Here is a 23,487-nt window from a genome sequence, read left to right as displayed (position 1 = left end):
TCAGTCCCGCCGAGTTCGCCCTAAAGTGGACCACGACCCACCAACCCCAAGCCGCATAGCGACTGGACCATCAATCGGGTCCCCCTCACGTCCAGCCCTACCCTCGGTAGATCACCGCACGGAACCGTAGCACCCAGTCCGGACACGTCCCCAAATGCCCCGAACCCCACTTAACCGCCTGCATTCCAGAGCTCAGTCCCCCAACCCCGGTGGCGGTGCATACACCGGCTCATACCCGGCGATCCGGATCGGGCTGCCCACCAGCCGGAAATCGCCTGCGGCGACGATCATTTCCGGGTGTTCTTTGAGCGCCTCGGGCAGTGTGCGCACCGCCGCCGCCGGAATGCCCAACGGGCGAAGCCGCGCCTCCCACCCCGCAGCGGTGTCGGCGGCAAGCGCTGCGGTGACCACGGCGAGCACCTCGTCACGGTGGGCCACCCGCTGCGTCATCGTCTCGAAGCCCTCGATGCCGGCCTCTGCGGCGAACGCCTTCCAGAAGCCGTCGTGGGTGACGAACAGGGCCAGATATCCCTGCGCGGTCGGGAAAAGCTGCGCGGGAACATAATACGAATGGGCTCCGTGGGGGTAGCGCTGCGGCTCGACACCGTCGTTGAGGTAGGCCGACGCTCGGTAGTTCAGTTGCGAGAGCATCACGTCCAGCAGTGACACCTCCACCTGCCCGCCGCGCCCGCTGACGATCTGCGCCAGCAGACCCAGAGCCGCCGTCAGCCCCGTGGAGTTGTCCGCCGAGGAGTAGCCCGGCAACGTCGGCGGCGCGTCTGGATCCCCGGTCATCGCGGCCACCCCGGTGGCGGCCTGGATCACGTAGTCGAAGGCCGGATCGTCGCCGCCGTGCAGACCGAACCCGGTGAGTGCGACACAGACGATCCGCTCGTTGTGCCGGCGCAGGGCGTCATAGGTCAGCCCCAGGCGCTTGATCACCGACGGCTTCATGTTCACCAGCAGCGCATGGGATTCGGCGACCAGCTCCCCCAGTTTCGCCTGCCCTGCCTCTGACGCCAGGTCCAGCTGGATGCTGGTCTTGTTGCGATTGAGGCTGGCGAAGTAGCTGGCGCCGACCTGCCGCGAGATCTCCCCGCCGGGCGGCTCGATCTTGATGACCTCCGCGCCGAGATCGGCCAGCAGCATGGTGGCGTAGGGGCCGGCCAGCATCACCCCCACCTCGAGGATGCGGATCCCGGCAAGCGGTCCGCTCACCTAGACCGCCTTGGCGAGCTCGGCGATCACCTCGCGGGTGCGGTACTTCGAGGCGATCAGTTCGTCACGGGAGTCGCCGATCGGCAGCAGCCGCACCGACAGGTCGGTCACTCCGGCGTCGGCGAACTGCTTGAACCGCTTGAGGATCGACTCCTCGTCGCCGGCGGCGCACAGGTCGCCCACGTCACGGGCCGAACCGCGGTCGAGCAGCCGCTGGTAGTTCGGCGAGGTCTCGGCTTCGGCCAGGATCCGGTTGGCCCGCTCCTTGGCGGTCTCGATCTCGGAGTTGGCGCACAGCGTGACCGGAATGCCGGCGACGATGCGGGGCGCGGGCCTGCCCGCTGCGGCCGCGGCCTTGTTGATCCGCGGCGCGATGTGTTCGGCGATGGCCTTCTCGTCGGCCATCCACAGCGACGTGCCGTCGGCGTGCTCGCCGGCGATCTGCAGCATCACCGGCCCCAGCGCGGCCACCAGCACCGGCATCGGGGTCTGGGCGCCCAGCGCGGTGGGGTTGTGCACGGTGAAGTGCTCGTTCTCGACATCCACCGGTCCGGGGCCGGCCAACGCGGCGTTGAGCACCTGCAGGTAGTCGCGGGTGTAGGCGGCGGGCTTGTCGTAGGGCAGGCCGAGCATGTCGCGGATGATCCAGTGATGCGACGGCCCGACGCCCAGGGCCAGCCGCCCACCCGAGACCGCGTGCACCGACAGTGCTTGGCGGGCAAGAGCTATCGGGTGCTGGGCCTGCAGCGGCACCACGGCGGTGCCCAGTTCGATCCGGGTGCTGTGGCAGGCCATCAGCGCCACCATGGTCAGCAGGTCGAAATCGTCGGGCACCTGCGGCATCCACGCGGTGGCCAGGCCCGCCTGATCGGCCCACTCGATGTCGGAGATCAGCTTGGCGACTTTGCGCGCCATGTCGCCGCGTTCGGCTCCGATCATCACCCCGAGTCGCATGACTAGTGCGCCTTTCCCTGATCCACCACCTGGCGCACGCCGCTCACCAGCTCCTCCAGCGACGTCCCGGTGGGAAACACCGCGGCGGCCCCCGCCTCCAGCAGCTTGGGCACGTCGCCTTGCGGGATGGTGCCGCCCACCACCACGGCGATGTCTCCGGCGTCGGCGGCGCGCAGGGCATCGACGACGCGCCCGGTCAACGCGATGTGTGCGCCGGACAGGATGCTCAAGCCCACCACTGCCACGTCTTCCTGTAAGGCGGTGGCGACGATGTCCTCGACGCGCTGCCGGATGCCGGTGTAGATGACCTCGAAACCGGCGTCACGCAGCGTGCGGGCGACGATCTTGGCGCCGCGATCATGGCCGTCGAGACCGGGTTTGGCGACCAGGACACGGGCCGGGACGGCGGAGGGAAGCGGAGAAGTCATCAGTACACCACCGGTTGCTGGAATTCGCCCCAGACTGCTTTGAGCGCCGAGACCATCTCGCCCACCGTGCAGTAGGCGTTGGCGCAGTCGATCAGGGGATGCATGAGGTTGGTGTCGCCCTCGGCGGCGCGCGACAGCGCCGCCAGTTTGGCGGCGACGTCGTCGGCGTTGCGTTCGGCCTTGATCCGCGCCAGCCGCTTGAGCTGAACCTCACGGCCGGCGGCGTCGAGCTCGTAGGTGGCGATCTCCGGCGGCGGCTCGTCGGAGGTGAACTTGTTGACACCGACCACGGGCCGGCTGCCGGACTCGATCTCGTGGTGGATCTTGAACGCCTCGTCGGCGATCAGCCCCTGCAGATACCCGTCCTCGATGGCACGCACCATGCCGCCGTGGTTCTCCAGGTCGGCCATGATCTCGATGATGCGTTCCTCGGTGGCATCGGTGAGCGCCTCGACGAAGTAGGAGCCGCCGAGCGGATCGGCCACTCGGGTCACCCCGGTCTCGTAGGCCAGGATCTGCTGGGTGCGCAGCGCCAGCGTCGCGGACTCCTCACTGGGCAGCGCGAAGGGCTCGTCCCAGGCGGCGGTGAACATCGACTGCACCCCGCCGAGCACCGCGGCCATCGACTCGTAGGCCACCCGCACCAGGTTGTTCTGGGCCTGGGGCGCGAACAGGGATGCCCCGCCGGCCACGCAGCCGAAGCGGAACATCGATGCCTTGTCGCTGCCGGCGCCGTAGCGTTCCCGCACGATGGTGGCCCACCGGCGCCGTCCGGCACGGTATTTGGCGACCTCTTCGAAGAAGTCGCCGTGGGTGTAGAAGAAGAACGAGACCTGCGGGGCGAACTGCTCGATGCTCATGCGGCCCCGCTGCACGACGGTGTCGCAGTAGGTGACGCCGTCGGCCAGCGTGAACGCCATCTCCTGCACCGCGTTGGCGCCGGCGTCACGGAAATGCGCACCGGCGACCGAGATCGCGTTGAACCGGGGCACTTCGGCGGCGCAGAACTCGATGGTGTCGGCGATCAGCCGCAGCGACGGCTCCGGCGGCCAGATCCAGGTGCCTCGGGAGGCGTATTCCTTGAGGATGTCGTTCTGGATGGTGCCGGTGAGCGTGGCCCGGGGTACTCCGGAGCGCTCCGCGGCGGCGACGTAGAACGCCAGCAGGATGGCGGCGGTTCCGTTGATGGTGAAGCTGGTGCTGATCTTGTCCAGGGGAATCGAGTCGAACAGGATCTCGGCGTCGGCCAGGGTGTCCACCGCCACCCCGACCCGGCCGACCTCCTCGCCGACCTCGGGGTCGTCGGAGTCGTAGCCGCACTGCGTCGGCAGGTCCAGCGCCACCGACAGCCCGGTTCCGCCCTGACTCAGCAGGTAGCGGTAGCGCCGGTTGGACTCCTCGGCCGTGCCGAAGCCGGAGTACTGGCGGAAGGTCCACAGCCGGCCGCGGTAGCCGGACTCGAAGTTTCCGCGGGTGAAGGGATAGGTGCCCGGGGGCGGCGGCTCTTCGCGCCGGTCGTCCGGGCCGTATACCGGTTTCAGCGGAATCCCTGAGGAGGTCTGCACTGGGTCACTCATCGATGGATACGGTACTTGCACCAAATGAGAATGCCAATACCGCTATGTGCGAATGCCCGGCCCGTCAGCCGGCCAGGTTGAAGTTGCCGCTGGCCCCGTAGACCGCCAGCGAGACCAACAGGGTCACCGAGACCACCACGATCAGCGAGGTCCGCACCGCGTTGCCGACCGCGACCCCGACCCCGGCCGGGCCGCCGGCGGCGAAGTAGCCGAAGTAGGTGTGGATCAGCAGGATGGTGATCGCCATCAGAAACGCCTGCAGAAACGACCACAACAGGTCGATGGGGTTGAGGAACGTGCGGAAATAGTGGTCGTAGAGCCCGGCCGACTGCCCGAACAGGAACACCGTGGTGAAGCGGCTGGCCATAAAGGACAGGATCACCGCGATGGCATACAGCGGAACGATCGCCACCAGTCCGGCGACGATGCGGGTACTGACCAGGTAGGCGATCGGGCGGATCGCCATCGATTCCAGCGCGTCGATCTCCTCGTTGATCCGCATCGCCCCCAGCTGCGCGGTGACCCCGGCACCGAAGGTGGCGGCCAAGCCGATGCCGGCGACCACCGGAGCTGAGATACGCACATTGATGAACGCCGCCAGAAATCCGGTCAGGGCCTCGATGCCGATGTTGCCCAGCGAGCTGTATCCCTGCACCGCCAGCGTGCCGCCGGCCGCCAGGGTCAGGAAGCCGACGATCACCACGGTGCCGCCGATCATCGCCAGGGTGCCGGTGCCCATGCTGATCTCGGCGATCAGCCGGATGACCTCGCGGCGGTAGCGGGCGAAGGCGAACGGCGTGGTGGCGATCGCCCTGCCGTAGAACAGGGTGTGATCGCCCACCTGGCTCAGCGCCGTGATGGGGCGCCGGAGCTGCCGCGTCAGCCGCGGGTAGACGGCCTGCAGAGTGCGCACTGCCATGCCTCAGCGCGCCGTCATCTTGATGCCGATGGCAGTGACCACGACATTGACCACGAACAGTGACATGAAGGCATAGACGACGGTTTCGTTGACCGCGTTGCCGACGGCTTTGGCGCCGCCGCCGGAGATGGTCAGACCCCGGTAGCAGGCCACCATTCCCGCGATCAGACCGAACAGCGCGGCCTTGACGCAGGAGATGACCAGTTCGGGAACACCGGTCAGCAAGGTGATGCCTGCCGCGAACGCGCCCGGGTTGACGTCCTGGACGAAGACCGAGAAGGCGTAACCACCGAGGATGCCGATGATCACCACCAGGCTGTTGAGCAGCAGTGCCACCAGGCCGGCGGCGAGCATGCGCGGTGTCACCAGCCGTTGCACCGGGTTGATGCCCAGAACCTCCATGGCGTCGATCTCTTCCCGGATGGTGCGCGAGCCCAGGTCGGCGCACATCGCGGTGGCACCGGCCCCGGCCACGATCAACACGGTCACCATCGGTCCCACCTGGGTGACGGCGCCGAAGGCGGCCCCGGCACCGGACAGGTCCGCGGCCCCGAGCTCACGCAGCAGGATATTGAGGATGAAACTGACCAGGACCGTGAAGGGAATGGCCACCAGCAGGGTGGGCATCAGCGAGACCCGGGCGACGAACCAGCACTGATCGACGAATTCACGGGCCTGGAACGGCCGCCGGAACGCGAACCTGACCGCGTCCACCGACATCGCGAAGAGTCCGCCGACCGCCTCCATGGGGCCGGCCAGGCGGGCTGCCGCGGCCCCCGGGGACCACCGGATCAGGTCCTTCATCCCCATCAGGCCGGCTCCTCCCGCGTCACTGCGTGTGGAATCCTATCGGACTTCTGAATTCTGGGATACCCGGTTCTGCTTTTGTTGCACATAGATTCTCGTTCTGCGTGAACGCAGCGGCTCACCTCAGAGCCGGCCGTCGACCTGCAGATCGGGGTGGACCCACTGCGGTGATCTGCGTTCCTTGAACGCCCGGAAACCCTCGACGGCCTCCGGGGCACCCAGGCTGGCGTTCATCCCGATCCGGTCGAACAGGCCGAGGTAGGAGTCCAGGCTGGCCTTGACCACCCCGCGCGCCGCCGGGGCGGTGCGACAGCACTGCGCCAGCACCTCGCGCGCGGTGTCGAGCAGGTCGTCGTGGGCAACCACCCGGGCCACCAGGCCCCAGTCCAGGGCCTCGTGCGCATCGACGGTGCGGCCGGTGAACATCAGGTCCCGCGTGCGGACCGGCCCGATCACCCGCGCCAGCATCTGGCTGTAATAGGTGTCGGCGATCCCGCGGAACAGCTCCGGCACCCGGAAGGTGGCCCGGTCGCTGACCACCGCCACATCACTGCACAGGGCGATCTGCAGCCCGCCGCCCTGGCACAGTCCGTTGACGGCGCAGACAACCGGCTTGGCCGAACTGCGCAGGGTGTCGAACGGGGTGATGTCCATGCCCAGAGCGGAACCGAAGGTGATCCAGTCGTCCGCGCCGCCGCCGCCCATGTCGCCGCCGGGGGCGAACACGTCGCCGGTACCGGTGATCAGCAGCCCGGCCAGCTCCGGATCCTGATTGACCCGGCCCACCGCGTACCGCAGACCGAAGTACATGGCGGGGGTCAGCGCATTGCGGGCCTGGGGCCGGTCGATGGTGCAGACGGCGATGGGCCCCTCCCGCCGCAGCGTCAGGTACGGCGTCCCCAGCCAGTCCCCCTCGGGTGGCCCCGACCGGGAGGACCCCTGCGGTTGAGCGTCCATCAACGCCGACTCTCCTTCTCCGTCGTCAACGACCGGCCAGCTCGGCCACCAGCTCCAGCGTGCCCAGATCACGGATGGCCTGGCATCCCCGCCGCAGCATCGTCACGAACATGTCGTCGCCGCGGTCGGTGCCGGTCGCGAACACCAGGCCCAGCGCGCAGATCAGCGGCACCTGCAGCGCGCCGAAGCGGTAGTCCTGCCAACAGGTTTCCCGGTCATAGCCGGTGACACCGTGGCCCAGCAAGGCGCTGTGGTACTCGGCGACCAGATCGGCCTCGATCCGGCTGCGCAGCTCGGGTTCCATGCTGGTGCCGGTGAAAAATGTCAGATCGCGGGCCGGCAGCCCGACACCCAGCGTCTGCCAGTCCACCACCCAGACCGCCTCGCCGTCGGGACTGAACAGCATGTTGTCCAGCCGATAGTCGCCGTGGATCAGCGCGAACCGGCCCAGGGGTACCGACAGCCACGGGGTGATGAGGTCCAGGGCCGCGGTCAGCGTCGCGCAGTCGGCGTCGCCGAGTTGGGCGCCGAGCCGTGCCACGGTGGTGGCGGCGCACATCCGGGCGATGTCGCCCATGCCCTTGGCGCCGGCCTCGTCCAGCTGGGTCATGGCCAGGCCGGGGAAGGTCAGCCAGCGCTGGTCGCACCAGGTGGGAGCGTGCAGACCGGCCAGCGCGGTCGCCGCCAGCCGGGCCTGGTGCGGGTCGCAGCCGGCGATCTGATCGCCCTGAACCGCGGGCGACCGGTCGGCGAGCAGCAGTGCGTACTCGGTTGCATCCTCGTTGATTTCGCAGTGGAAGCACTGTGGTATGGGTACCTTCACCCGCGCGGCGACCTCCTGATAGAAGGCGCACTCACTGCGATATCCCAGGACGACGCGATCCCGCACGGCGTCATCGGCGGCCGGTAGCTTGATCACGAAACTGCCCGGCAGCCCGGCGGGGTTGTCGCGGTAGTCGGCCAGCACCCGATAGGTGGCGCCGGTCTGCCCGGTACCGACGGCGACGACATCGACCGAGGCCACCTCAACCGGTTCGCCGCGGGCACTCAACACCGTCGACAGCCACTGGCTCGTGACGTCGCGCGGATACCGGGGTATCGCGGTCCGCGCGTTCACGACTTCACCAACTCGGCTGCGGCCCAACCGAGCTCAGCCGAACGCTCCGGCCGACGCGAATACCGGGCGAGCCTCCGCAAGCCGCTTCCAGCCATGCTCGCAGACGCTACAGTAAGAATTTCAGTATGGTCAACGAAAGAGGACGCCGCAGATGACCAATGCCCGGGACTGGCAGGAAACGCTGGAGGACCTCGACCGTCGGCGGCAGCGCACCCGGGCCATGGGCGGCCCCGAACGGGTGGCCAAACACCGGGCTGCCGGCAAACTCGACGCGCGCGCACGCATCGGTCACCTGCTCGACCCCGGCAGCTTCCGTGAACTGGGCTCCATGGTCGGCGGCCAGATCGCCGCCGACGGCATCGTGGTCGGATCGGGGCTCATCAACGGCTCGCCGGTGATGGTGGGCGCTGAGGATTTCACCACGCTGGCGGGCAGTATCGGCCCCGGCGGCAACGCCAAGCGCTACCGCATCGCCGAACTGGCGCTGCGCGACAAGATCCCGCTGGTGATGCTGCTCGAGGGTGCCGGGTTCCGGCCCACCGGGGAACACTACGGCCGCACCCCCACCGACCTGCTGGCCCAGGCGCAGTGCTCGGGCAAGGTGCCGACCGTGGCCGCGGTGCTCGGCCCGTCGGCCGGGCACGGCGCCCTGGTCGGCCCGGTCTGCGATTTCCGGATCATGAGCCCGCACGGCGCGATCTTCACCGCGGGCCCGCCGGTGGTCAAAGAGTCCACCGGCGAGGTGATCTCCAAGGAAGACCTGGGCGGCCCCGACGTGGCGCTGACCAGCGGTGTGGTGCACAACTTCGGCGCCGACGACGCGGCGGTGCTCGACGACATCCGCCGCTACCTGTCCTATTTTCCGTCCAGCGCCTGGTCCTATCCGGTGTCGCTGGCACCGGATGCCGCGGCCGAAGCACGGGCCACGCCCGAACTGCTCGACATCGTGTCGCGCGACAACCGCCGCGTCTACGACATGCGCTCGGTGCTCGACGTCGTCTTCGACCGGCCCGACTGGTTCGAGGTCCAACCGCGGTTCGGCCGCGCGATCGTCTGCGCCCTGGCGCATCTGGGCGGCCATCCGGTTGCGGTGGTGGCCAACCAGCCGCAGGTGCTGGCCGGTTCCATCGACACCGACGCCGCGGACAAGGCGGCGCACTTCATCATGGTGGCCGACTCGTTCCACCTGCCGATCGTGTTCCTGGCCGACAATCCCGGCATGTTGCCCGGCAGCCGCTCGGAGCGCGCGGGGGTGCTGCGGGCCGGTGCCCGGATGTTCGCCGCCCAGACCGCGGCCACCACCTTGAAGCTGCATCTGACCCTGCGCAAGGCCTACGGGTTCGGTTCCATGGTGATGTCGCTGCTGGGCTTCGACGCGCAGGTGGCGACCTTCGCCTATCCCGGGGCGACGATGGGCGCGATGAGCGCTGCGGCGCTCAGCGCGGCCTCGCACGCCGGGGAGGATCTGGCGGCCAAGCTGCGCGACACCGAACTGCAGGCCTCCTACCACTCCGCCCAGCAGCTCGGCTTCGACGAGCTCATCGATCCCCGCGAGACCCGCGACGCGCTGCTGTGCGCCCTGCAGCGTGGCCTGCACAGCCGCCAGGCCGCCGCCGAGCCGGTGGCCCGAACCGTCATCATGCCCTGATGAGCACCCTGCGCGAGGCCCTGCTCGGCGGCTGGGAGTTGGCATCGTTCGACTCCGTCGACATCGCCACCGGCGCGGTGTCGCATCCCCTGGGCACAGCGCCGCGCGGCTTGATCCTCTACACCGGCGACGGCTACATGTCCGCGCAGCTGACCGGGAGCGCCGACGGGGCCGGGCGCGACGACATGTCGCCCGGCTATATCGCCTACGGCGGGCGTTTCCACGTCGACGAGGACGCCGCGACGGTGCGCCACGAAGTCACTGTGTCGATGCTGCCGGAGCTGCTGGCGGCACCGCAGGTGCGGCAGGCGCGCGTCGACGGCGACCGGCTGACCCTGTCGGCGACCACCACCAGTGACGGGGTGACGGGCCGGCACACCCTGGTCTGGGTCAGACGTCGATGATGACCTTGCCGACGGCCTTGCGGTCGGCGACGTAGCGCAGCGCGGCCGCGGTCTCGGCCAACGGGAAACGGGCACCGATGTAGGGGCTGACCGTGCCGTCTGCGAACAGCCGCTGCAGCTCGGCCAGATCGCGCTCGTTCTCGGCCGGAAAGTCGGTGGCGAAGGTGCGGATCTCCATGCCCTGTACGGTGATGCCCTTGAGCATCACCAGGTTCAGCGGGATCGCGGGAATGACGCCGGAGGCATAGCCCAGCGTGACGAAGCGCCCGCCGCGGGCCAGACTGCGCAGCGCGGGCTCGGCGTAGGGCCCGCCGACCGGATCGAGCACCGCCTGCGCGCCCTCGCCGGTGATCTCGCGGATGCGCGTCTTGAGGTCCTCGCGGTCGTAGTCCACGGTCGCCGCCGCGCCGCGTTGCCGGCACGCCTCCAGCTTCTCCGGGCTGGAGGCCGCCGCGAGTACTTTGGCGCCCATCGCCACGCCGAGGTCGACGGCGGCCAGCCCGACGCCGCCGGCCGCGCCCAGCACCACCACCCAGTCGCCTTCGCCGACGCGGGCCACCGAGCGCAGCCCGTGGTAGGCGGTGCGGTAGGTGACGCCGAAACCGGCCGCGGCCGCGTAGTCGATGCCCTCGGGGATCGCAGAGGCCACCGCGGCGGGCACCAGCGCCTGCTCGGCAAAGCCGCCCACGAACGAGGTGCCGACCACCCGGTCGCCGGGGGCGAAGGACACGCCGTCCCCGACGGCCAGCACGTCCCCGGCCAGCTCACTGCCGGGGGTGAACGGCACCGGGATCTTGAGCTGGTACTTGCCGTCGATCATCAGCACGTCGGGGAAGTTGACCGCCGCCGCACGGACCCGCACCACCATGGTGCCGGGCCCGGGCTCGGGATCCGGCAGCTCCCGCAGCACCAGGTCCTCGGGCGGCCCGTAGCGCTCGCAGACGATCGCGCGCATCAGTGGGCCCCCAGCCCACGCAGGCAGAACGACACAAGGTGATCCACATCGGCCGGCGCAGGCCGGCGACCCGTGTTGAGGTAGCCACGCATGGTCGTCAAGGTAGCGCCACAGATCAGGCCGCCATCCCGGCGGGGGTCGTCGCCTCGGCCCGGCTCATGGTCGGGGCACCGCGGGGATCTCGTCGAGCAGGTGGCCGTACTTGGCGCGGGCGGCCGCGAGGCGGTTGTCCAGGAACTCGCTGGGCCACTCCGGATCCTCGGCCTCGTAGTCCTTGAGCAGCAGCCGGGACAGGTTCACCTTGTGCGCCTCGGTGGGACCGTCGGCCAGGCCCAGCGCCACTCCGCCCAGCAGCACATTCGTCAGCGGCAGCTGTTCGGTCAGCCCCATGGCGCCGTGTACCTGGATGGCGCGCAACCCGATCGACTTGAGTATCTGCGAGGCCAGGATCTTGCAGACCCCGATCTCGGCGCGGGCCGCCTTCTCGTCGCCGGAGTCGATCAGCCACGCGGCGTGCAGCACCGTCAGGCGGAACGGGATCAGTTCGGCGTAGGAGTCGGCGATGAAGGCCTGCACGAGCTGCTTGTCGGCCAGCGAACTGCCCTGGGTGAAGCGGCTTTTGGCGCGGCGGGCCATCATGTCGATGGCGCGCTGCGCCACGCCGATCGAGCGCATGGCGTGATGCAGGCGCCCGCCGGCCAGCCGGCTCTGCAGGATCAGGAATCCTTGCCCCGGCTCCCCCAGGATCGCGTCGGCCGGCACTCGGACGTCGTCGTAGCGCACCAGGGAATGCCCGGCCTCGTGGGGATGCGAGCCGACCAGGTGATGGGTGGCTTCGATGACCAGGCCGGGGGTGCCGGCCGGGATCAAGAACGTCGAGGCCCCGCGGTGCACGGGCACATCCGGGTCGGTGATGGCCACCACGATGAAAAACGACGCCACCGAGGCGTTGGAGGAGAAGTACTTGCGCCCGGTGATCACCCAGTCGGCATCGTCTTCGGGGCCGGCCCGCCGGGCACTGGTGGTGAACACCCGCGGGTCGGCTCCGCCCTGCGGCTCGGTCATCGAGAAGCAGGAGAAGATCTCCCCCGACAGCAGCCCGGCCAGGTAGCGGTCTTTTTGCTCCTGCGTGCCGAAACGGGCCAGGATTTCGGCGTTGCCGGTGTCGGGGGCCTGGGTGCCGAACACGATCGGCGCCCAGCTGGATCGGCCGAGGATCTCGTTGATCAGGGTCAGTTTGACCGCCCCGAATCCCTGACCGCCCAGCTCGGGACCCAGGTGCGGAGCCCACAGCCCCTGCTCGCGCACCCGGTCCTTGAGGGGGTCGACGATACGGCGGCGTTCCTCGGTCAGCGGCAGATATTCGCAGCCGGGAAACAGCACTTCCAGTGGTTCGACCTCGTCGCGCACGAATGAACGGATCCAGTCGAGCTTGGCCTCGAACTCCGGTTCGGTGGAGAAGTCCCACGCCATCGCTTCGTTCCTTTCGTCGGTGCCTCAGGCACTGCCGCCGTCGGCCCGCAGGATCGAGCCGGTGGTGAAACTGGAGGCATCCGACATCAAGAACAGGGCTGCGCCGACGATCTCGGGGGGATTGCCGGCGCGCTGCAATGCCGCGGAGCCGAACGGGTTGGCGTCTTGTCCGAAATCCCAGGCCTTGGAGATATCGGTGAGGAAGGGGCCGGGCATCAAGGTGTTGACCCGCACCGTCGGCCCGAAAGCCTGGGCCAGCGCCTCGGTCATGACGTTGAGGCCGGCCTTGGCCGCAGCGTAGGGAATGAAGGACGGGTGCGGGCGCAGCGACCCGTGGGTGCTCACATTGATGATCGATCCCCGGCCGGCCGCCACCATCCGTTCACCGATCAACGCCGACAACCTGAAGGGCCCTTTGAGGTTGAGGTTGACCACGGCGTCGAACATCTTCTCGGTGACGTCGGTCTGCTTGTCATAGACCGGCGACATGCCGGCGTTGTTGACCAACACATCGACCCGGCCGAACCGCTGATAGGCCGCCTCGACCAAGCCGTCGAGCTCATCCCAGTGCCCGACGTGCACGGCATAGGGCATCGCCGAGCGTCCGGTGGCGGCCTCGATCTCGGCGGCGGCCAGCTGGCAGGCCTCGAATTTGCGGCTGGCGATCAGCACGTCCGCGCCGCACTGGGCGGCGGCCATCGCCATCTCGCGGCCCAGGCCGCGACTGCCGCCGGTGATCAGGACCACGCGGTCGGTCAGGTCGAAGAGCGCGTCGGCGTAACCCATCTCACGCTCGCTTCGACGGAAGGGAACGGGCGAGTTCGGCTGCGGCACCGATCAACTGCGGGATCATCGGTCCCATGGCGGCGGCGATCTGCGGGTCGACCGCTGCGCCGGTGACCGAGGCGGCGTAGGTCTTCTCCAACACGATCCCCAGCTTCCAGTTGGCCAGCACCAGGTAGTAGTCGATGTTCTCGGTGGACAGGCCGCTGAGCCGCTCGTAGTGCGCCAGCAGCTCGGATCGGGCCGGCATACCGGTGAGGTCGGCGTAATACCCGTCGGTGCGCGGGTTCTCGCCGTCGTAGCCCAGCAACGCCCAGGCCAGGTCCAACAGGGGATCCCCGACGGTCGTCATCTCCCAGTCGATGATGGCGACCAGTTTCGCCGGTGCCCCGTGGGCGTACATCACGTTGGCGAACTGGTAGTCGCCGTGCATGATGCCCGGGGTGTAGTGCTGCGGCCGGTTGCGGCGCAGCCAGTCCGCGGCCTCGTGCAGACCCGGCAGCTCCCGCACCCGGTAGCGGTCCAGGAATGCCAGCCAGCGGTCCACCTGGCGCTCGTGGAATCCGTCCGGGCGGCCGAACCCTTCCAGGCCCTGCGCCCGCCAGTCCACCCGGCCGAGCCGGGCGGCGCCCTCGACGAGCTCGAAAGCCAGGCCGCGGCGGGCATTTCGGTCCGTGTCGAACGGGGCCGGCCAGGCGTTGCCGGTCGAATTCCAGCCGGTCACCTCCGCCATGACGTAGAACGGGGTGCCGAGCAGCTCGCCGTCGTCAGCGGCGATCAGCTGCGCATGCGGTACGTCGGTGCCCGACAACGCCCGCACCAGGCGGATCTCGCGCCGCAGCCCGTCGATTCGGGCGGCGTCGGCGCGCGGGCCGGGCATCCGCAGCACCATGGCGGCCTCGCCCCGGTGCACCCGGTAAAGCGTGTTCTGCGAGCCTCCGGTCAGCGGTTCAAGCCGGGGCAACTCGCCGTGGCCGGGTGCCCCGTTGGCGTCGAGCCATCGCCCCAGCAACGCACCGTCGAGCCGGGACCGCTGGCCCTCCGCCATCGCGCACCTCACAATCTCCGGTCAGAGAATAGCGTTCTCCGCCGGAGGTCGGGGACGATCGGCCTACGGGTTGAGCACCTCGGAGATCGGGGCTCCCGCGGCGATCTTGGCCCGGGCCCCCATCACCTTGCCGGGCCGGCCGGCGCCCACCACCCCGGCCAGCACGCCGTTGCGCTCGTAGTAGGCCAGGAACTTGTGGCCGTCGTCCTCGACCACGTGCACGGTGTCGGTGGCCTCCGGCTCGCCCAGGCACTGGATCTTCACGTCGTACTGGTCGCTCCAGAAATACGCCGGTACCGCCACGTCGTGCAGCGACTCGCGGCCCAGCATGTTCGGGACCATGGTGCGGGCCTGGGCGACGACGTTGCTCCAGTGCTCCACCCGGACCTGATGCCCGTCGCGGCCCCGCCAGAAGGCGACGTCGCCGACCGCCCACACCTGCGGCGCACTGGTGCGTCCCGTCGCGTCGCACACCACCCCGTTGTCCAGCTCCACACCGGAGCCCTCCAGCCATTCGGTCGCGGGCGTCGAGCCGACGCCGAGCACCACCAGGTCGGCCGCCAGTTCGGTCCCGTCGGTGAGCACCACGGTCTGGACCCGTCCCGCGCCGCGAACTTCGGCCACCCCGACGCCGCTGCGCACGTCGACGCCGTTGGCCCGGTGCAGCCGCGCCACCAGTTCGCCGATCTGCTCACCGAGCACGGCGGCCAGCGGCGCCGGCTGCGGCTCGACCAGGACCACGTCCAAGCCCAGCTTGCGCAGGCTGGCCGCCGCCTCACAACCGATGAAGCCGGCCCCGATCACCACCGCCCGGCGCGCCCCGGCCGCATCGTCGCGCACCGCCAGGCTGTCCTCGAAGGACCGGATCACCCGGATGCCGTCGAGGTCGGGCAGGCTCGGGATGCGCCGCGGCACCAGCCCGGTGGCGATCACCAGGTGGTCGTAGCCGAGCACGGTTCCGTCGGCCAGGGTCACTTCCTGCGCCGCGGTGTCGACGCTGCGGGCACCGCAGCCCAACCGCAGGCTGATGTCGTGGGCGGCGTAGAACTCGGGGGGCTCCAGCGTGGTGTCGTCACGCTCACCGCGCAGCACCTCTTTGGTCAGCGGCGGCCGGTCGTACGGCGGTCGGGACTCGTCGGAGACGATCGTGATCGGACCCGCGTATTCCGCGCGCCGCAGTTCCTCGGCTGTGCGCACGGCTGCCAGGCCGCCGCCGACGATGACGATCCCGTTGTCGGGCACCACTATCCCCCTGTTCTGCCGACCAGAGGCGATCAGTACTTGAGCGCGCCCTTGTCGACCTGGATCTGGACTCCCGTCAGGATTCCAGAGCCATCGCCGGCCAACCAAACCACCACGTCGGAGACCTGGTCAGGCGTCATGAACGACTGCGGGTGCAGCGGCATCGGGGGGAACGCGTGCAGATAGTCCGGCCGCTCGGTGAAGATCTCGGCCATCACCTGCGGCTCGATCATCGGAGTGTCCACCGAGTAGGGGTGAATCGAGTTGACCCGGATGCGGTGCGCCCCGACTTCGAGGGCCAGCGTGTTGGTCAGGCCCACCAGCGCGTGCTTGCTCGCGGCGTAGTGGCCGTTGCCCGGGGTGGCCTTCAAGCCCGCCGAGGAACTGACGATCACGATGGATCCGCCGTTGTCGGCCGCGATCATCGCCGGCACCGCCGCACGGATGGTGCGCCAGGTGCCGGTCAGGTTCACGTCGATCACGGTGTTCCACTGCTCGTCGGTGAGCTCCCACAGCCGGCCCCAGCTCAGCACACCGGCGTTGGCGACCAGGACGTCGAGGCGGCCGAACTGCTCGACGCCGTCGGCGACCAGGCTGCGCAGCCCTTCGTCGTCACGGACGTCCACCGGACGGGCCAGCACCTTGCGGCCGTGGGCCTCGACGGCGCTGACCATCTCGGCGAAATCTTCGGGGGTGGCCGCGGGATAGGTGATGGAGTCCGACACCGGACCGCAGATGTCGGTGGCGATGATGTCGGCGCCGGCGGCCGCCAGCCGGATCGCGTGCGAACGGCCCTGACCGCGCGCCGCGCCGGTCACGAAGGCCACCTTGCCCTGCAGATTGTGGTTCTGGCTCTCGCTCACCTGACGAGGCTAACAGCTGGATATAGAACGTGTTCTACCGATCGGGACCGTCACAGCTCGGCGATGATCTGCTGCCGCTTCTGGTGGTACTCGTCGTCGGTGACGACTCCTTCCTGGCGCAGAACCTCCAATTCCTGCAGGCGCTCTCCGGCCGATCGCGGCTCGGCGGCGTCCCGGCCCGCCGCCGCCTCGGTGGCCTGCTCGGCGGCCTGACGGACCACCGCGGCCACCTGCTGGCGCACCGCCGGGTCGGAACGGATGTCGATCTGGCCCTGCACCGGGATGCCGTGTGCCCGCAGGATCTGCAGAATCTCCATCACCGGGCCGGTGTGGCCGGTCAGGTCGTAGGTCTTGTTGTCCTCGGCGAGGGTGAACCGTGCCGGGACCGTGCCGCCCAGCAGCGCGCTGCGCTGCCAATCGACGCAGAAGTCGTTGGTGGCGGGGTCGACCAGGACGGCAAGTCGGCGCGCGGTGATCACCGGCAACCGGTTCAGGGTGGCCAGCACCCGGTCCTGGGTGTCGAACGGCACCAGCCCCGGCCCTTCGACGTGCAGGTCGAGTTTGACCAGCGGCTGGTTGTTGACCCGGGTCGAGGTCTCGTGAATGGCGACCACCTGCGCCAGGGCCAGCACGCCGTGCTGTTCGAGGTACTGCTGCCGGTTCGCGGCCTTCGCTCCGTAGCCGGTCCACAGCACCGCGGCCACCACGTCAGCACAGGTGACCGCAATGCCCCAGTAGAGCATCCATTCCAGTCCCGCCAGCCGGCCGAAACTCAGGTAGCAGATCAGGAAGATGGGCCCCACCAGTCCGCCGAACAACAGGACCATGAACTGGGCTTTCACATAGCGCCACATCATGTGCCACAGAATATCGCCGCGCCGGGTTCTCGCCGGCGAATACGAAAGCCCCCTTCCGACGCGGGGAAGGGGGCTTTCGCCTCTGCTGTCGCAGAAAGAGAACTACTTGATGATCTTGACGACCCGGCCGGCGCCGACGGTGCGACCACCCTCGCGGATGGCGAACCGCAGACCCTCGTCCATGGCGACGGGCTGGATCAGCTTCACCGACATCTCGGTGTTGTCGCCGGGCATGACCATCTCGGTGCCCTCCGGCAGCGTCACCACACCGGTCACGTCCGTGGTCCGGAAGTAGAACTGCGGACGGTAGTTGTTGAAGAACGGCGTGTGACGACCACCCTCGTCCTTGGACAGGATGTAGGCCTGGCCCTCGAACTCGGTGTGCGGGGTGGTGGTGCCGGGCTTGACCACAACCTGGCCGCGCTCGACGTCCTCACGCTTGACACCACGGATCAGCAGACCGACGTTGTCACCGGCCTGGCCCTGGTCCAGCAGCTTGCGGAACATCTCGACACCGGTGACGGTGGTCTTGGTGGTCTCCGGACGGATGCCGACGATCTCGACTTCCTCGTTGACGTTGATCACGCCGCGCTCGACACGACCGGTGACGACGGTGCCACGACCGGTGATCGTGAAGACGTCCTCAACGGGCATCAGGAACGGCTTGTCGGTCTCGCGGACCGGGTCCGGGATGGACTCGTCGACGGCGTCCATCAGGTCCTCGACGGACTTGACCCACTTCTCGTCACCCTCGAGGGCCTTCAGAGCCGACACCCGGACCACCGGGGCCTCCTCGTCGAACTCCTGGGCGCCCAGCAGTTCGCGGACCTCCATCTCGACGAGCTCGAGCAGCTCCTCGTCGTCGACCATGTCGGACTTGTTCAGCGCCACCAGGATGTAGGGCACACCCACCTGACGGGCCAGCAGCACGTGCTCGCGGGTCTGCGGCATCGGGCCGTCGGTGGCCGCGACCACCAGGATCGCGCCGTCCATCTGGGCGGCACCGGTGATCATGTTCTTGATGTAGTCGGCGTGGCCCGGCGCGTCGACGTGGGCGTAGTGCCGCTTCTCGGTCTGGTACTCCACGTGGGAGATGTTGATCGTGATACCACGCTGGCGCTCTTCGGGAGCGTTGTCGATCTGGTCGAACGCGCGGGACTCGTTCAGGTTCGGGTACTTGTCGTGCAGAACCTTGGTGATAGCCGCGGTCAGCGTGGTCTTGCCGTGGTCAACGTGACCGATGGTCCCGATGTTGACGTGCGGCTTCGTCCGCTCGAACTTCGCCTTCGCCACTTCTTGTCCTCCTGGACTTGTTGGTGCTGGGTTACAGCAGGATTGATCTTTTCTCGTTTGTGCCACCGTAGCGGCACGGGCGGGAAGTTGGTTACTCGCCCGTTGCCTTCGCGATGATCTCCTTCGACACCTGCGCCGGCACTTCGGCGTAGGAGTCGAAAACCATGGAGTAGTTCGCCCGGCCCTGGGTCTTCGACCGGAGGTCTCCGACGTAGCCGAACATCTCTGACAGCGGCACCTGCGCCTTGACGACGCGCGCACCGCTGCGCTCCTCCATGGCCTGGATCTGACCACGGCGGGAGTTCAGGTCACCGATCACATCGCCCATGTAGTCCTCGGGCGTGGTGACCTCAACGGCCATGATCGGTTCCAGGATCACCGGCTGCGCAGCCGCGGCAGCCTTCTTCAGCGCCTGCGAGCCGGCAACCTTGAACGCCATCTCGGAGGAGTCGACGTCGTGGTACTGACCGTCGAGCAGGGTGACCTTGATGTTGACCAGCGGGTAGCCGGCCAGCACGCCGTACTGCATGGCGTCCTGGGCGCCGGCGTCCACCGCGGGGATGTACTCGCGGGGCACGCGGCCACCGGTGACCTTGTTCTCGAACTCGTAAGTCGCGCCGTCTTCGCCGGTGAACGGCTCGACGTCGATGATGACCTTCGCGAACTGGCCGGAACCACCCGTCTGCTTCTTGTGGGTGTATTCGACCTTCTCCACCTTGCGGCGGATGGTCTCCTTGTAGGCCACCTGCGGCTTGCCGACGTTGGCCTCGACCTTGAACTCGCGGCGCATGCGGTCCACCAGGATGTCCAGGTGCAGCTCGCCCATGCCGCCGATCACGGTCTGACCGGTCTCGGGGTCCAGGTGCACCTTGAAGGTCGGGTCCTCTTCGGCCAGCTTCTGGATCGCCAGGCCCAGCTTCTCCTGGTCGCTCTTGGTCTTCGGCTCGATGGCCACCTCGATGACCGGAGCCGGGAAAGTCATGGACTCCAGCACGATCTGGTTGTTCGGGTCGCACAGCGTGTCGCCGGTGGTGGTGTCCTTGAGGCCGATCACCGCGTAGATGTGGCCGGCGGAGACGGAGTCGACCGGGTTCTCCTTGTTGGAGTGCATCTGGAACAGCTTGCCCAGCCGCTCCTTCTTGCCCTTGGTCGAGTTGATCACCTGAGCGCCGGACTCGACCCGGCCGGAGTAGACCCGGACGTAGGTGAGCTTGCCGAAGAACGGGTGCACCGCGATCTTGAACGCCAGCGCCGCGAACGGCTCGTCGATGCTGGGCTTGCGGCTGATGATCTCGTCTTCCTTGCCGGGCACGTGGCCCTGCACCGACTCGACGTCCAGCGGCGACGGCAGGTAGTCGATCACCGCGTCCAGCATCGGCTGGACACCCTTGTTCTTGAAGGCGCTGCCGCACAGCACCGGGTACAGCTCCGAGGAGACCGTCAGCTTGCGGATCCCGCCCTTGATCTCTTCGATCGTGAGCTCTTCGCCGCCCAGGTACTTCTCCAGCAGGGCCTCGTCGGTCTCGGCGACGGTCTCCAGCAGGGCGGTGCGGTACTCGTCGGCCTTGTCGGCCAGCTCGGCCGGAATCTCGATGGTCTCGTAGGTCTCCCCGAGCTTGGTCTCGCCGCGCCACACCTTGGCGTTCATCTCGACCAGGTCGACGATGCCCTCGAAGTCGTTCTCCGCGCCGATGGGCAGCTGGATCACCAGGGGCCGCGCGCCGAGCCGTTCTTCGATGGTGCGCACGGTGAAGTAGAAGTCCGCACCGAGCTTGTCCATCTTGTTGACGAAGCAGATCCGGGGCACGTCGTACTTGTCGGCCTGCCGCCACACCTGCTCGGACTGCGGCTCCACGCCCTCTTTGCCGTCGAACACCGCGACCGCGCCGTCGAGCACCCGCAGGGAGCGCTCCACCTCGACGGTGAAGTCGACGTGCCCGGGGGTGTCGATGATGTTGATCTGGTTCTTGTTCCAGAAGCAGGTCACCGCGGCGGAGGTGATGGTGATGCCGCGCTCCTGCTCCTGCTCCATCCAGTCGGTCGTGGAGGCGCCGTCGTGCGTCTCACCGATCTTGTAGTTGACGCCGGTGTAGTACAGGATGCGCTCGGTCGTCGTCGTCTTACCGGCATCGATGTGCGCCATGATGCCGATGTTGCGGACCTTGCTCAGGTCGGTCAGCACGTCCTGTGCCACAGCAGTCTTCCCACTCTTTCGGTAACTTCGGTTGCTTGTTGTCGCCGGTGCGCGTCAGCGGTTACGCCGACGTGATCACCAGCGGTAGTGCGCGAACGCCCGGTTGGCCTCGGCCATCTTGTGGGTGTCTTCGCGCCGCTTGACCGCGGCGCCGAGGCCATTGCTGGCGTCCAGGATCTCGTTGGCCAGCCGCTCGACCATGGTCTTCTCCCGGCGGGCCCGCGAGAAGCTCACCAGCCAGCGCAGCGCCAGGGTGGTGGAGCGCTCGGCGCGCACCTCGACCGGCACCTGGTAGGTGGCGCCACCGACACGGCGGCTGCGGACCTCCAGAGCCGGCTTGACGTTGTCGAGCGCACGCTTGAGCGTCACGACGGGGTCGGTGCCGGTCTTTTCCCGAGCCTGCTCGAGAGCGCCGTAGACGATGCGCTCAGCCAGCGACTTCTTGCCGTCGAGCAGCACCTTGTTGACCAGCTGGGTGACCAGCTGGGATCCGTAGACCGGGTCGTTGACCAGCGGACGCTTGGGTGCGGGGCCCTTGCGCGGCATCAGCTCTTCTCCTTCTTCGCGCCGTAGCGGCTGCGGGCCTGCTTGCGGTTCTTGACTCCCTGGGTGTCCAGCGAGCCGCGAATGATCTTGTAGCGCACACCCGGCAGGTCCTTCACACGCCCGCCACGCACCAGCACCATCGAGTGCTCCTGCAGGTTGTGACCCTCACCCGGGATGTAGGCGGTCACCTCCACCTGGCTGGTCAGCCTGACACGCGCCACCTTGCGAAGTGCCGAGTTCGGCTTCTTCGGAGTGGTGGTGTACACGCGGGTGCACACCCCCCGACGCTGCGGGCTGCCCTTGAGGGCCGCGGTCTTCACCTTGGCGACCTTGTCGCGGCGGCCCTTACGGACCAGCTGCTGAATGGTTGGCATCTACCGGCTTCCTGTATCGCTGTTCAAAACTCTCGTAAATCCTGCAGTCTGTGCCCCACCGCTACCCCGCGGTCGGGCGTGTCGCATGGGCCGCTGCGGATTCCTCCGCTGCATAATGGACATGCGAATTGGGCCAGGCGCGCGCGTTATGTCACCAAACGCGCCTCGGTGGCCAGGCACGAGCTACCACAATACCCGCCAACACTCTGGCAGGTCAAAGCGCGTCGACGCCGGGCTCCCGCGCCCGCCCCCCGGCTACGCGGTGCGGCTGTCCATCGCCGAAGCCAGCCTGCGCACCATGTCGGCGAAGACCGCGTCGGTGTCTACGTCGTCCATGACTCCGGTCATCTCCAGCAGCACAAACCCGTGCATGGCCGCCCAGAACTCCAGGGCCGCGTGAAACGCCCGCTCCCCTTCGAGCCCATAGGACATCAACACCTCGATCACCGGGGCGGCCGCCCGGGTGGCCGCGGCGGTGTACTCCGGGTCGTCGCCGCCCAGCGGCATCCGGGTGAACGCCGAATACCGGCCCGGGTGGTGGTGGGCGTAGCTGCGGTAGGCACCGGCCATCGCCAGCACCGCGTCATCGCGGGCGCGGCCCTGGCCGACCTGGGTCAGCATCTCGAGGATGTCGTCGATGACACGCATGCGCATGGCGCGCCGCAGGTCGCCCAGACTGTGCACGTGGTTGTACAGCGACGGTCCCTTGGTGCCCAGCTGCGTGGCCAACGCGTTGATGGTCAGGGCATCCCAGCCCTCCCGGTCCAGAAAGTTCAGGGCGGCGTTGACGATGCCGTCACGGCTCAGCTTGACCGGGCGCGCCCCCGATTTGCCGTTGGCGCGCGAGCGACCCCCCGGTGCGGGCGGGTCTGGCCGAGCTGACATGGAGTACGCCCTTCACATTGGCCGAGGAGGTCAGCACAGAACTCTAATCGACCGATCAGTGGGGGAACTCGCGTACGCGCCCGCGCGTCCGACGTAAGCTGTGCCGAAATTGAGTCTGGCGAGAGGTGCCCGTCGATGAAATGGACCGCGTGTGCCGGCGCGCTGCTGGCTCTGGCAGCCGGTTTCCTGGGCGGCGCCCCGAGCGCGCAAGCGGTGCCCGGCGACATCCACATCTACGGGGTGCACGATACGCATGTTCTGGACTGCAACGGCGGGACGCTGTTCGTCAACGGCGTCAACGTCACCGTCCACGCGGTGGGCAGCTGCTGGGCGGTGACCATGCAGGGTTCGCAGAACACCGTGATCGCCGAGAACATCGTCAACGACGTCACCGTCTACGGCTACGACCAGACCGTCTACTACCACAACGGTGATCCCCTGCTGTTCGACCGCGGACGCGAGCTGGGCATGACCAACCGGCTCCAGCGCGTACCGGCGTGACCGGCGTGACCGGCGGTCGCCGGCGCTGCCGCGGCCCGCTGGCGGCCGGCGGCATCGCAGTGCTGGCGGTCGTGCTCACCGGCTGCGGCTCGCCGGCGCCCGAATCCGCTCGGATCGCCAAGAGCTATGGCGGCCAGTTCTCCGACATGCTCAGCTACGCGTCGTTCGGCGCGACGTCGGCCTTGGACTGCGCTGACGGCAAGTCGCTCACCGTGGCCGGTTCCAACAACAAGCTCACGGTCCGGGGCAGCTGTGCGGCAGTCGACGTCAGCGGCGCCGACAACCGCATCACCATCGAGCGCATCGGCAAGACCCTGACACTGACCGGGCTCAACAATTCGGTCACCTATCGCGACGGGCAGCCGAAGGTCGACGATCGCGGCTCGGGCAACACCGTCACCGCGCGACGCTGACGGGCAACGCCCGCTGGGCACCCGGGCCCGC

24 protein-coding genes are annotated in these 23,487 nt (G+C 68.3%); 4 read left to right on the top strand and 20 right to left on the bottom strand.

What is annotated here, in order from left to right:
- Positions 1-192: 192 nt before the first annotated feature.
- From LI92_RS05850 to LI92_RS05815, 8 genes are all read right to left on the bottom strand, one after another.
- Positions 193-1,218 carry a CaiB/BaiF CoA transferase family protein gene (locus LI92_RS05850; protein ID WP_046316983.1) on the bottom strand — a complete coding sequence of 342 codons (1,026 nt, stop codon included), beginning with the start codon at positions 1,216-1,218 and terminating at the stop codon, positions 193-195.
- A complete protein-coding gene (locus tag LI92_RS05845) occupies positions 1,219-2,172 on the bottom strand; it encodes a TIGR03564 family F420-dependent LLM class oxidoreductase (RefSeq protein ID WP_046316980.1) in 954 nt (317 codons plus the stop codon).
- Between the two features lie 2 nt (positions 2,173-2,174).
- Complete coding sequence (locus LI92_RS05840; protein WP_046316978.1) at positions 2,175-2,600, bottom strand: cobalamin B12-binding domain-containing protein; 426 nt, start codon at positions 2,598-2,600, stop codon at positions 2,175-2,177.
- Positions 2,600-4,177, bottom strand: coding sequence for a methylmalonyl-CoA mutase family protein (locus LI92_RS05835; RefSeq protein ID WP_046316976.1), 1,578 nt, complete (start codon positions 4,175-4,177; stop codon positions 2,600-2,602). The genes LI92_RS05840 and LI92_RS05835 overlap by 1 nt, the downstream gene beginning before the upstream one ends.
- Positions 4,178-4,241: 64 nt before the next feature.
- Positions 4,242-5,096: an MlaE family ABC transporter permease gene (locus tag LI92_RS05830; protein ID WP_046316973.1), complete on the bottom strand. Its 855-nt coding sequence runs from the start codon at positions 5,094-5,096 to the stop codon at positions 4,242-4,244.
- 3 nt (positions 5,097-5,099) lie between these two features.
- Positions 5,100-5,906 carry an MlaE family ABC transporter permease gene (locus LI92_RS05825; protein WP_046316971.1) on the bottom strand — a complete coding sequence of 269 codons (807 nt, stop codon included), beginning with the start codon at positions 5,904-5,906 and terminating at the stop codon, positions 5,100-5,102.
- 120 nt (positions 5,907-6,026) lie between these two features.
- Positions 6,027-6,860, bottom strand: a complete 834-nt coding sequence (locus tag LI92_RS05820; RefSeq protein ID WP_046316969.1) for an enoyl-CoA hydratase/isomerase family protein — start codon at positions 6,858-6,860, stop codon at positions 6,027-6,029.
- Between the two features lie 25 nt (positions 6,861-6,885).
- Positions 6,886-7,977, bottom strand: a complete 1,092-nt coding sequence (locus LI92_RS05815) for a phosphotransferase family protein (protein ID WP_046316967.1) — start codon at positions 7,975-7,977, stop codon at positions 6,886-6,888.
- Positions 7,978-8,128: 151 nt separating this feature from the next.
- On the opposite strand from LI92_RS05815, the gene LI92_RS05810 reads away from it, so the two are divergent.
- Positions 8,129-9,625 (top strand): acyl-CoA carboxylase subunit beta, encoded by a 1,497-nt coding sequence (locus tag LI92_RS05810; protein WP_046316964.1) that lies wholly within the window; start codon positions 8,129-8,131, stop codon positions 9,623-9,625.
- Entirely contained in the window at positions 9,625-10,029 is a 405-nt protein-coding gene (locus tag LI92_RS05805; RefSeq protein WP_046316962.1) for a lipocalin-like domain-containing protein, read from the top strand. Before LI92_RS05810 ends, LI92_RS05805 begins: the two co-directional genes overlap by 1 nt.
- Here the strand turns inward: LI92_RS05805 and LI92_RS05800 are convergent.
- The 12 genes from LI92_RS05800 to LI92_RS05745 form a co-directional block, all read right to left on the bottom strand.
- Positions 10,016-10,984, bottom strand: a complete 969-nt coding sequence (locus tag LI92_RS05800) for an NADPH:quinone oxidoreductase family protein (RefSeq protein ID WP_046316960.1) — start codon at positions 10,982-10,984, stop codon at positions 10,016-10,018. The two genes, LI92_RS05805 and LI92_RS05800, sit on opposite strands and share 14 nt — an antisense overlap.
- A 156-nt stretch (positions 10,985-11,140) precedes the next feature.
- Positions 11,141-12,457, bottom strand: a complete 1,317-nt coding sequence (locus tag LI92_RS05795; protein ID WP_046316958.1) for an acyl-CoA dehydrogenase family protein — start codon at positions 12,455-12,457, stop codon at positions 11,141-11,143.
- Positions 12,458-12,481: 24 nt separating this feature from the next.
- Positions 12,482-13,243, bottom strand: a complete 762-nt coding sequence (locus LI92_RS05790) for an SDR family NAD(P)-dependent oxidoreductase (RefSeq protein ID WP_046316956.1) — start codon at positions 13,241-13,243, stop codon at positions 12,482-12,484.
- Between the two features lies 1 nt (position 13,244).
- On the bottom strand, positions 13,245-14,288 hold the full coding sequence (locus LI92_RS05785; RefSeq protein WP_046316953.1) for a phosphotransferase family protein: 1,044 nt from the start codon (positions 14,286-14,288) through the stop codon (positions 13,245-13,247).
- A gap of 63 nt (positions 14,289-14,351) precedes the next feature.
- On the bottom strand, positions 14,352-15,566 hold the full coding sequence (locus LI92_RS05780; RefSeq protein ID WP_152665348.1) for an NAD(P)/FAD-dependent oxidoreductase: 1,215 nt from the start codon (positions 15,564-15,566) through the stop codon (positions 14,352-14,354).
- On the bottom strand, positions 15,563-16,393 hold the full coding sequence (locus tag LI92_RS05775) for a mycofactocin-coupled SDR family oxidoreductase (RefSeq protein WP_082109573.1): 831 nt from the start codon (positions 16,391-16,393) through the stop codon (positions 15,563-15,565). Before LI92_RS05775 ends, LI92_RS05780 begins: the two co-directional genes overlap by 4 nt.
- A gap of 50 nt (positions 16,394-16,443) precedes the next feature.
- Positions 16,444-17,250, bottom strand: coding sequence for an SHOCT domain-containing protein (locus LI92_RS05770; protein WP_046316950.1), 807 nt, complete (start codon positions 17,248-17,250; stop codon positions 16,444-16,446).
- 102 nt (positions 17,251-17,352) lie between these two features.
- A complete protein-coding gene (gene tuf / locus LI92_RS05765) occupies positions 17,353-18,543 on the bottom strand; it encodes an elongation factor Tu (protein ID WP_046316947.1) in 1,191 nt (396 codons plus the stop codon).
- A 91-nt stretch (positions 18,544-18,634) separates the two neighbouring features.
- Complete coding sequence (fusA, locus tag LI92_RS05760; RefSeq protein ID WP_046316945.1) at positions 18,635-20,737, bottom strand: elongation factor G; 2,103 nt, start codon at positions 20,735-20,737, stop codon at positions 18,635-18,637.
- A 75-nt stretch (positions 20,738-20,812) separates the two neighbouring features.
- A complete protein-coding gene (rpsG, locus tag LI92_RS05755) occupies positions 20,813-21,283 on the bottom strand; it encodes a 30S ribosomal protein S7 (protein ID WP_046316943.1) in 471 nt (156 codons plus the stop codon).
- Complete coding sequence (rpsL, locus tag LI92_RS05750) at positions 21,283-21,657, bottom strand: 30S ribosomal protein S12 (protein WP_046316940.1); 375 nt, start codon at positions 21,655-21,657, stop codon at positions 21,283-21,285. Before rpsL ends, rpsG begins: the two co-directional genes overlap by 1 nt.
- Positions 21,658-21,912: 255 nt before the next feature.
- Entirely contained in the window at positions 21,913-22,542 is a 630-nt protein-coding gene (locus LI92_RS05745) for a TetR/AcrR family transcriptional regulator (RefSeq protein ID WP_046316939.1), read from the bottom strand.
- Between the two features lie 135 nt (positions 22,543-22,677).
- Here LI92_RS05745 and LI92_RS05740 point away from each other — a divergent pair, with 135 nt between their 5' ends.
- Together LI92_RS05740 and LI92_RS24280 are read left to right on the top strand one after the other, a co-directional pair.
- Positions 22,678-23,043, top strand: a complete 366-nt coding sequence (locus tag LI92_RS05740; protein ID WP_046316938.1) for a DUF3060 domain-containing protein — start codon at positions 22,678-22,680, stop codon at positions 23,041-23,043.
- Positions 23,040-23,456, top strand: a complete 417-nt coding sequence (locus tag LI92_RS24280; protein ID WP_286134881.1) for a DUF3060 domain-containing protein — start codon at positions 23,040-23,042, stop codon at positions 23,454-23,456. The genes LI92_RS05740 and LI92_RS24280 overlap by 4 nt, the downstream gene beginning before the upstream one ends.
- Positions 23,457-23,487: the final 31 nt, after the last annotated feature.

Source organism: Mycobacterium sp. UM_Kg1 (assembly GCF_000972925.1).
In the GTDB taxonomy this organism is placed as follows: domain Bacteria; phylum Actinomycetota; class Actinomycetes; order Mycobacteriales; family Mycobacteriaceae; genus Mycobacterium; species Mycobacterium hiberniae.
Note: the sequence above shows the minus strand (reverse complement) of the source record. Positions and strands in the feature narration are given on the sequence as shown.